The organism is Candidatus Angelobacter sp., from assembly GCA_035607015.1.
In the GTDB taxonomy this organism is placed as follows: domain Bacteria; phylum Verrucomicrobiota; class Verrucomicrobiia; order Limisphaerales; family AV2; genus AV2.
Genome location: DATNDF010000478.1, coordinates 1 through 8,826 on the forward strand (window position 1 = coordinate 1; position 8,826 = coordinate 8,826).

The following is an 8,826-nucleotide window of genomic DNA, read 5'->3' on the forward strand; positions in this document are numbered from 1 at the left end:
GCACGGCAAGCGGCGTCGGGCTCGCGGTATCAATGAACGCGTTGTCCAGGAGGATTGCGCTGTCGCTCCGGCCCAGTTTGCTCAGGGGCTGGTCGGTGTTGGTCAACCGAAAGGGAAAACGGCCTTGCGGACCCGCTGCCGGTTTGGGCGCCGACGCGGCCATCGCATTGGTGGTCGTGGTGGCGGCGGGACCTCCACCCGGACCGGCGTTTGTGGTTGAAGCAGCGGGCCGTTGAACTTTCGCGCCTTGCGCCGTGCCGGATTGTTGCATCTCCCTGCCCGCACCCCTGGCTTCCCGCTTCGCGCCGCCCTTCCCGCTCCCGAACCAGAACCAAAGCGCCGCCACGAGGCAGAACGCGCCCAGCCAATACCACATTCCCTTCTTCAAAGACATAAAATCAATCGACCGGCAATATGTTGAAGCTCTCCACGATGGCTTTGTAACTTGGTGCGTTTGTCGATTGGTTTGGCTGTCGGATGTCCTGAATGCGCACGCCGGTCTTGGTCACAACCTCGGCGGTCACCTGGTAGTTTGTGCAAAGTCCCCGATAAGGCCCGGGCGCCTTGACGACGGAGTTCTCCGCCGGTCGCAGCGACTGGCCGAACGCATAAATCACGACGTACGGCTCGTCCTCCTTGAGCAGCGACAGGATCTGCTGCGGGATGCGCTCGTAAACCTCGTCGCGAATTCCATAGTTCCGTTGGTTTCCCGAAAAATTCAAATACGGCGAGTTGGTGGTCAGGGCCGGCGAAGCAAACACACTGCCCAGGTTTGGAAACACCTGGTTGGGCATCTGCAACCGCGTCGCGTTGATGTTCGAAACGATGTAGGCCATCTGCACCGAAGCCGGTTGAATGGTGACCGCTGCGTAGGCCGGAACCGCGCCCTTCTGCGGGCTTGCCGTCGTGTTCGTCAGCGCCGTGACTCCGCTCAACACCGCGGACCAGGCAGCGGTATTCGTCTGGTTGACAGACAGCAATCCGCGCGCCGCATTGTCGTTGATAGCCGTGGTAAACAATTGCACCAACGGCCAGTCGTTGGTCGGATGTCCGGCCACCGCGCCGGCCCATGTTTGCCACCGCGGCTGCGGTTCGACTCCGGATTTGAGATAGACCGTTTGCCAGGGTGTGCCGCGATGCACCCGCCCCAGCCAGCCGAGGTTCGGAAATTTGTTGGTCGGAAAATCCCAATCATCGGATTTCATGATCATCGGGTCCTTGATCGTGAGGCCGAAAGGCGGGGGCGTGCTTTCCGACGCGGGCGCGCTGCTGTTCGGAGGACCGCCCCACGGACTGTAACGCTTGTTGAGCTGGCCGATGTTGTTGGTCATCGTTTCTCTGGACAACAAAGGCTGAATATTGTTTGTGTCCGCATAGACCGGATCGTACAGGTCATCCAGCGTGTAATGCACGAGGGGATCGTTGACCTGCCACGAGAGTTGTTGATCCAGTTTGCGTGTCGGCGTAAACGGAACCTGCATGACGCGGCCCGAAGGAACGTTGGTATCGCCCGGATAAAACATCGGCCTCAATCCGAGGAATTTCCGGAAGGCATCGATCGCCTTCTCCCTCTGGGCCCCGTCTATCGGATTCTTACTGTAGTCGTTCCAGTCACGGTCGGATAACGCGTTGGTAAGGGAAACGAAAAGTTGATTGGTGATTCCCCAGGTCGCATTGGCCGGCGCCGTGGCGCGATTGATCGCGCCGCTGGCGATCCGGTTCGTCAGCCAGAATCTGCCGGCGGGATCGAAGCCTCCGTTGCCGGCGAACGCATTCGTTGCCCCGGCAAGGGCGCGCGTGATGTCCATCCCGCCATGCATGTTGTCCAGATTCACAAAATCGACCACATGGAGGCCATTGGTCACGTCTCTCGCAAGCAGTGCAAAAACGACGCGATTGGTGACGTACAACTTCCAGTTGGGGACCGGGAATCCCACGGAACCGTCAAATGATACGACGGTATTGATCGGTTCCAGATGGGGTGTTGGCCGGAAATGAAACTCTCGATCGGGAACGAAAAACTCCACGTGCTTGAGTGGAATCTGGAATTGATTGCCGCTCCAGGTATTTGCTAGGTAATTCGTGATCGCAACATTCGTGATCGCAATGCTGTTCAAGTTGGTGGGAGCGAGCACGGTAAAAGGATTTTCATTGCTCAGGACCAACGACACGCGGTTGGTCAGAATCATGTCCATGGCGAACGGGCAGGCCTGGGTGTAGGAGTTCCACGCCTCCAGTGCCATCAGATTGGAAACGCCGATTTCGTAAGCCTGCTGGAACAGCACATTGTTTCCACTGTCCTTGAACGCCTGCATTCGGCGCGTCACCTGCACGGAAGATTCGAGCAGAAACTCATTGAAGTTGGGCAGGCCCTTTCTCACGCCGATCACCCAGGGAACCCCGAAAGCATTGACACGCGGGTTGCTCCGAACAGTGTTGATAAGGCCAGTTGACGCATTTGTCGGCACATTCAAATCCACCCACGGCTGCGCCAGCGCAAAGGCGGCATTGTTCGTCACTTCCTCATAACCGCCGATGAAGATGCTCGTGCCGTCCGTCCGAAACAACGGCCGGAACACCGAGGGCGCGTACACGGTGTTGGTCGCCGTCGCGACGAGCGGGAAGCGGTTCGTCGTCGAGTCATAAATGTTGGCCGCGAGTTGCAACAGACGATGCACGTTCGCGTGATACAGGCTTACAGGATAAATCTGAATATTGGTCAGGCTCAATGTAAACGACCCATTGTTGGTCAGTCCCATCGTGGCCAACAACTGGCTCGACTGCGAACGCAGCATGAGGTCGGCGGCGTTGGTGAAGAAACGAAGCGGTGTCCAGGCCACGAAATTGGTCGTCAGACTCGGATTGATTACACCCCTGGCGTCCACGTTGTCGAAAAGCAGGTTCAACTTGTTCCGGTTCGCCGGCAGCGAGTCCGTTCCCAACTGCGACATCAAGCGGTAGAACGTGTTTTTGTCGTATGTCCCCGGACGCGCAATCGTGTTGGTCAGCAGCGAGACGAAGTTGGCCGAGGTTTTCGTCGGATCAAACAATTCCTGCACGCTGGTGTATCCGTTCGTGTTGTCGCTGCCGGACCAGGGCAAGGTTGGATCGTCGGGGCCGTTCGAGATTTCAGGTCCATTGGGCTTGATCCCAGTCATCAATGGACCGTCGCTGTACAGATCAATCTGATCGTTGCGAAACATTTGTCCGACTACGTTGCCGAAGTTCTGATTGACCGTCTTCAGGGTGTTAAACTGGCCCTGGTAACGGTGGTTTAGTATGGACAACGCGTTGACAAACGCGTATCCACCCACAACATTTGGATTTCGGACAGGATCGAAACTGTAACTCGACGCGGCATTCCAGGTGTTGGTGTTCAACTCGCGCAGGAACGCAGCAAGGTTGATTTCCCACGGACCCACGCCCTGATTCCGGAAGTACATCGGCAGACCCGCCGCTCTACGACCTTGTTTGGAATTGTTGTGAATATAATTTATATCGAGCGTCTTTCCCGCGGGCACCACCACGAATGCGTAGCGGCCGATGAAGCGGTTGGTCGGTGAATGCGGCAGGTCCGGCCGCGCCAGAATGCCGATCCACTCCGGATCGCCGACGAAAGAGTCAATCGTCTGGGTCGGCTGGCCGTTGGCAGCGATCACCTGCTGCGCGCCGTTGGTGTCGAAGCGCCCGTTGCGGTTCAAGTCGAGATAGTACCTGAATTGAGAGGCGCCGCTGGCCGCATTCGTCACGACAAAGACCGGTGGGCGCGGGTCATAAAATAAATTCACCTGGTTCTGGCGAATGTCCGCGTCGCGACTCAGCGGCAGCTTGCTGGTGGCGTACACGTAACCGACGTTGGTCAGAGGGTCACCGGGCGCATTGGGTCTGAATCCGTTCGGACTGAGGAAATTGGTCGAGACCAAAAAATCATAGGCGAACAGATTCGTATGAGCCGCAATGCGCGCAACGATTTCGGACACCGCCCGCGCCTGGCCCGTATCGGCCGCCAGTTTGGCGTCGGTCTGGTTCTCGGTGAGCACCACCGAAGACCGTTCGCGCCGGCTGACGCCAAGGAACAGGACCGCCATCACCGTCACCATCGCGAGCATGATGAGCGTGAGCACCAGGGCGACACCGCGTTGAGACTTGTGGTTCATTGGGCCGCGCGAATGGGGATGCGTTGTTGAAACAGATGGACCGCGGCCGACTGCCGCGCGAGATAGTTGGACGCCACAACCGGGTTGGGGAACGACCGATAACGCTCCAGCGCGCGCGGCTCCAGAATCCCCATCTCGACGTCCAGGTAGGCTGGAACATCGGATCCTGTGAAAAGGATCGGGCCCAAATCAGGTTTCAGTGGATCGTGCATCATGAATGGCGGGAGACTGTTCGTCAAATAGTTCAGCAGGAACCCGTTGGTGTCATAGGCGTGAATCCGAAAATGAACGACTCCGTCAACGATCGGCTGATAATTGGTGAGGAGCTGGAAATTCGGAGCCGGCGACAACGCCGGGTCGAGTTGTTCAAGGATGTTTGCAACGAGATTGGTGTTGCCGAAATCCGAGTCGCTGATCTTCAAGCTGTATCGCCCGATGGTTCCCACGCGATTGGCGAATTGAACATCCGGGTAAAACGGGTTGCCCGGCTTGTTGGTGAAGACGAGAACCTTGTAGGACGTGGCGAACCAGCTCTTGTTGGAATGCGTCAGAAAAATCAGCCCCTGGAGCACGTTCGTGCGGACTTCGTTGGCGTTGCCCAACGCCTGTTCGTACGGGAGAGCCGTCATGCGAATGAAGAGGTTGGTGTTTCCCGGGATATCACTGGCGGCCATCTGCTCAAGCTCCCCCGACATGAGCTGCACCTGCGCGCGTCCGCCTTCGAGCACGTCCACCTGCGCGACGTTCCCGAGAAGCGCCTTCTGCACCTGGTCAAACAACCCGAAAAGCACCAGCACGATCAGGGTCAGGACCGAAATGGCGACGAGCAGCTCCACGACCGTGAACGCGCAGCACCGCACTGAGCGGAGACAGGATTGTGCCAGCTTCGAGGTCATGGTGTCATCTTTGAACGAAGGCGGAAGGTTCAACAAAAATACCGTTCGTCGCCAGCACAGTGCCGCTGATCAATGTCCGAAACGTGGCGGGTGTGCCCAAAACCTCGTAGCTCCCGCCGCGAGGAATCAGCGGTCCCTGAAGAGTCAGACGCAACTCTTCGAAGTTGGCAGACTGGTTCAGAGCCATCCGCCACAGGTTTGATCGAGTCAAAACGTCCGCTTGCGGCAGACCGGTCTCCAAGTAGTTCGTTGAATACGGCGGATGAACGTTCATCTGTACTCTTTCCGACGTCAATTGATAGGCAAAAGCGAAATCACGCGCCGCAGCGCTGCGGCTTTTGTCCGACGCAGAACCAGAAATGGCCCGGACGCGCGCAGTGACATAATTGGTGATACCCGGAACCTGGTTGGTAAAGTATTTCGGCAAAGTCAACAAACTGACGATCTCGTGTCCGTTGGTCATGGAGCCGTCAATTGTCGGATTGCCGGCCCTGAACAGTCCTGGCGAGTTGGTGTGAATGGTCACGGTCTTGCCGCCCGGCCCGACATTTGTGACCGTGATGCTGTCAACGTAGTTGGTCAGATAATCCAGACCTTTGGATCCGCTCCGAATCGTCTCCAGCCAGAGCAGCCCTTCCTGATTGATGATAGTGTCCTCGCGGTTGTCCTTTTGCACGCGCACGCCAGTCGGCAAAACACCGATGATCGCCACCAGCGCGATCGCAATGACGCCGAGACACAACGCGATTTCCACCATGGTGAACGCGGCGTCCTTCCCGGTCGCCGCGGGACGCGATTCCGCTGGCCCCTGCGTCGCGGGATCCGGTTTTCTTGAGTCAAACTTCATAAGTCATCCCTCAAAACCTGGGACGGGTCGCCTGGTCCACACTGGCCCGACCCGTCAACCAGTTGACGCGAATCCAGTGGTTTGTGTAGTTGTAGGCGGGCTTCATCACCATGTCGGGAACCGCGAGGTACCCACCGTTTCCACCCCTGAAAAAGATGCTGCCTTCCGCCAGTGGGATCAGCGCGTCATGGGGCTTTCCGTTGAACGTTTCCGAAATCACCTGGCCCTGCGGATTAAAGGCGATGTAGGGCAGCGTCCAAAACGACAGTGGCTGGGTTGTTGATGGAAACGGAAAGGTGTTCGTCGAAAAACCCCGTCTGTATTCGGGGGGATAGTTGAGCACTGGCGGATCGAGATTCACCGCGGAAAATTTGTTCGTTGGAATCAGAATGCCCTGTGGCAGCCGCTTCCATTCGGACAGGTAGCGGGGGGTCCCCTGCCCCGGCTGATCCCCCACCGTTCGCGTGGATAACAACGCGTAGGCGGAATACTGACCACTCACCAGATTGGTCAGTTGTTTCATGATCTGCGGGCTCGTTGATCCCTGCGCCAGCCGGCTGAGGATATTCGGAGGAGCGAAGACCACATAGACCGTGGTGCGACCATTGATGGCCCACAACCGGGCCAGACCCAGGTCCTGCAGCAGCTGGCGTTCGGCGCCGGCCATGCCGGTGCCTTTGCCGAAGCCTTTCAACGCGGGCAAACCGATGGTCGCCAGGAGCCCGATAATGGCAATGACCACCAGCAATTCGATGAGCGTGAACGCCGCATCCCGGGCGTCACGAATCATATTCCTTCGCGTTGTGATCGGTTTTTGCATCGGACCCATCGGAGACGTTATTGCCAGCTCAGAATGTTGTCCTTGTTCATGCCGGTGTTGGCTTTCTGCTGGTCGCTAATCAGCCCGTCGGGGCCAAACGACCACACCATGACCGGCTTGTTCGCCTCGAATGTATTAGGACCGGCGGGACGGAAGAGTCCATTGTACCCTTTGTCGCCGCCGTTCGGGATCGCTGAAACCGAATCCAGTTTGTAAAACGCGTCGCGGCACTTGTCGTCGCCATTCAAATCCACCGTGATAATATAGGGATTGCCCCATGGATCACGATAGACGCCGTCAAGGCCCACGCCCGCTGTCTTGCTATCACTGACCTCCCGGGCGTTCAGATACCCGGTCTTGTTTGGATTCATGGCATGGTTGCTGTTCCAAACAAGATTGGTGCGGTCCAGCAGCGCCGCCATCACCTCGACGTTGCAATTCTCGTACGGATAACCGTTGACGATTTTTCGAACGGGTATCCTCGGCGGCTTCGCCGCGTCGTAGGCAACCTTGTTTTTATCGTCAAAAAGCGATGTGCTCGACCCGGCAGGATTGCCGTATTGCGTGCCAAAGGTAAAATCACCGTCGGGAATTCTCGAGCGGAGCTGCTGAGAGGCAGGATACCGGCTGTAATCCGCCTCGTACTTGCTGATCGCGCCCTCAATATTCTTGATCTCGACTTTCGCCTGGGTGACGCGCGCCTGGTTTTTCGCCTTTCCCAGGGCGGGCAAAAGCAAACCGGCCAGAATTCCGATGATGGCGATGACCACCAGCAGTTCAATCAGGGTAAAACCGTGAGCGGCGCGCCGAGGTTGGGGGATCGGAGTTTTCATGATTAGATCGTTGAAGAGTTGGTAATCCGCGGTCTCGAAAAATGAAGGAATGACAATTCCGGAGTGCGCTTCCCCGGGGCCGGCCATCGCGCAAACGACGCAGACGACCGACGGCACAGGTAGCTCTGCCACGGCATGAGGCGGAACCCCGGGCGCCAGTCCGCCGTCCGAACGCGAAGCGACGATGGAACCACGATGATTCGCGTTCGCCACTTGCGCGCGCTCCAGCGCACTGGTAGCCGCCGTGAGGGTCCAGAATTTTCTCGTCGCGAAAGCATGATCATTGGCCCGGTTCCAAAATATCCTTGCTCCAGTTGCAAATGATTTTGACCTTCCCGCCATCCACGTACTCCGCCCAGAGATCGAAACTGGCAGGATTGTTGGTCGCCTGTGTGCGGACATAATGCCACGGGTTGAGTCCCTTCACGGAAGTCGGCTGATTGACCGCCGTCAACGGCCATGGCACCGGCACCACCAGCACCTCCAGTTCGCCTTGTAACGAAGCCGAGGCAGGATTAATGACCGCGTGTTGCCCTGCTTTCAAATGAGGCAGGAAGGATACAATCTTTTTCGGGTCTGTATCGGCGTTCTCAATGCCGTCAACCCCGAAGCAGCTTGAGAGCGTCGAGCTTCCAAATCCAGCTGTCCGGTTTGGCAAATGGAACATGCCGTTGCGGTTATTCTCCACGATCACACCCGACAGCTCGTAAAAAAGCGAATTGCTGACGGAATTGACAACGACAACCGGTGCGCGTCTGACCACATTATCCGGTGGATAATGGCCGAACTTCGCGTTGTACGCCTCGATTGCAGTAGCCAACGCGTTCAACTCGGTGCGAATGCGGTCCTCCTTCATTTTGGAGCCGGCGTACCTGGTGCCGCCAACAACCAAACCGGCCAATAGAGCGATGATGCCAATGACCACCAGGAGTTCGATCAGCGTGAAGGCGTGAAAACAGGTGACTCTCCGTGCTCGATAACTCCGCCCGCCGTCCGTCGGTCGAGCGTTATTCTGGTCAACTCGGGTGTGAATCGGTTTCATTGTGGTTCGCTACAGCCATTTTGATCATCTTTCCCGCAGTTCTTGTTCCATTCTTTCGCTGAGCCACTGTTTGATCATGCTCTGGTAGTTCAGGTAACGCGACCGCGCCAGCCGTTTGATTCTCGCCAACATCCGCGGGTCGATTCGTAAAGTAATCGTGACCGACTCCGAAGACTCAGCCGAAGTGGCGGTGGATGATTCCATCAGTCGCAGATCCGGGCGGTTCTCAGC

Annotated in this window: 8 protein-coding genes; all 8 read right to left on the bottom strand. The window is 57.4% G+C overall.

Annotation, left to right across the window (positions count from 1 at the left end):
- On the bottom strand, positions 1 to 394 hold a 394-nt coding region (locus tag VN887_18990), incomplete at its 3' end, for a hypothetical protein (protein HXT42102.1).
- Positions 395 to 398: 4 nt separating this feature from the next.
- Positions 399 to 4,157: a hypothetical protein gene (locus VN887_18995; GenBank protein HXT42103.1), complete on the bottom strand. Its 3,759-nt coding sequence runs from the start codon at positions 4,155 to 4,157 to the stop codon at positions 399 to 401.
- Positions 4,154 to 5,053: a hypothetical protein gene (locus tag VN887_19000; GenBank protein HXT42104.1), complete on the bottom strand. Its 900-nt coding sequence runs from the start codon at positions 5,051 to 5,053 to the stop codon at positions 4,154 to 4,156. The genes VN887_18995 and VN887_19000 overlap by 4 nt, the downstream gene beginning before the upstream one ends.
- Before the next feature lie 4 nt (positions 5,054 to 5,057).
- Complete coding sequence (locus tag VN887_19005; protein HXT42105.1) at positions 5,058 to 5,900, bottom strand: hypothetical protein; 843 nt, start codon at positions 5,898 to 5,900, stop codon at positions 5,058 to 5,060.
- A 10-nt stretch (positions 5,901 to 5,910) separates the two neighbouring features.
- On the bottom strand, positions 5,911 to 6,690 hold the full coding sequence (locus VN887_19010; protein ID HXT42106.1) for a prepilin-type N-terminal cleavage/methylation domain-containing protein: 780 nt from the start codon (positions 6,688 to 6,690) through the stop codon (positions 5,911 to 5,913).
- Positions 6,691 to 6,737: 47 nt separating this feature from the next.
- Complete coding sequence (locus tag VN887_19015; protein ID HXT42107.1) at positions 6,738 to 7,553, bottom strand: prepilin-type N-terminal cleavage/methylation domain-containing protein; 816 nt, start codon at positions 7,551 to 7,553, stop codon at positions 6,738 to 6,740.
- A gap of 280 nt (positions 7,554 to 7,833) precedes the next feature.
- Positions 7,834 to 8,595 (bottom strand): type II secretion system protein, encoded by a 762-nt coding sequence (locus VN887_19020; GenBank protein ID HXT42108.1) that lies wholly within the window; start codon positions 8,593 to 8,595, stop codon positions 7,834 to 7,836.
- 24 nt (positions 8,596 to 8,619) lie between these two features.
- Positions 8,620 to 8,826, bottom strand: a 207-nt coding sequence (locus VN887_19025) for a CopG family antitoxin (protein ID HXT42109.1), incomplete at its 5' end; no start/stop codon positions are given.

Coding starts and splice junctions, on each gene's coding strand:
- VN887_19010 (HXT42106.1), bottom strand. CDS start 6,690: ATGATTCGTGACGCCCGGGATGCGGCGTTCACGCTCATCGAATTGCTG.
- VN887_18995 (HXT42103.1), bottom strand. CDS start 4,157: ATGAACCACAAGTCTCAACGCGGTGTCGCCCTGGTGCTCACGCTCATC.
- VN887_19000 (HXT42104.1), bottom strand. CDS start 5,053: ATGACCTCGAAGCTGGCACAATCCTGTCTCCGCTCAGTGCGGTGCTGC.
- VN887_19005 (HXT42105.1), bottom strand. CDS start 5,900: ATGAAGTTTGACTCAAGAAAACCGGATCCCGCGACGCAGGGGCCAGCG.
- VN887_19020 (HXT42108.1), bottom strand. CDS start 8,595: ATGAAACCGATTCACACCCGAGTTGACCAGAATAACGCTCGACCGACG.
- VN887_19015 (HXT42107.1), bottom strand. CDS start 7,553: ATGAAAACTCCGATCCCCCAACCTCGGCGCGCCGCTCACGGTTTTACC.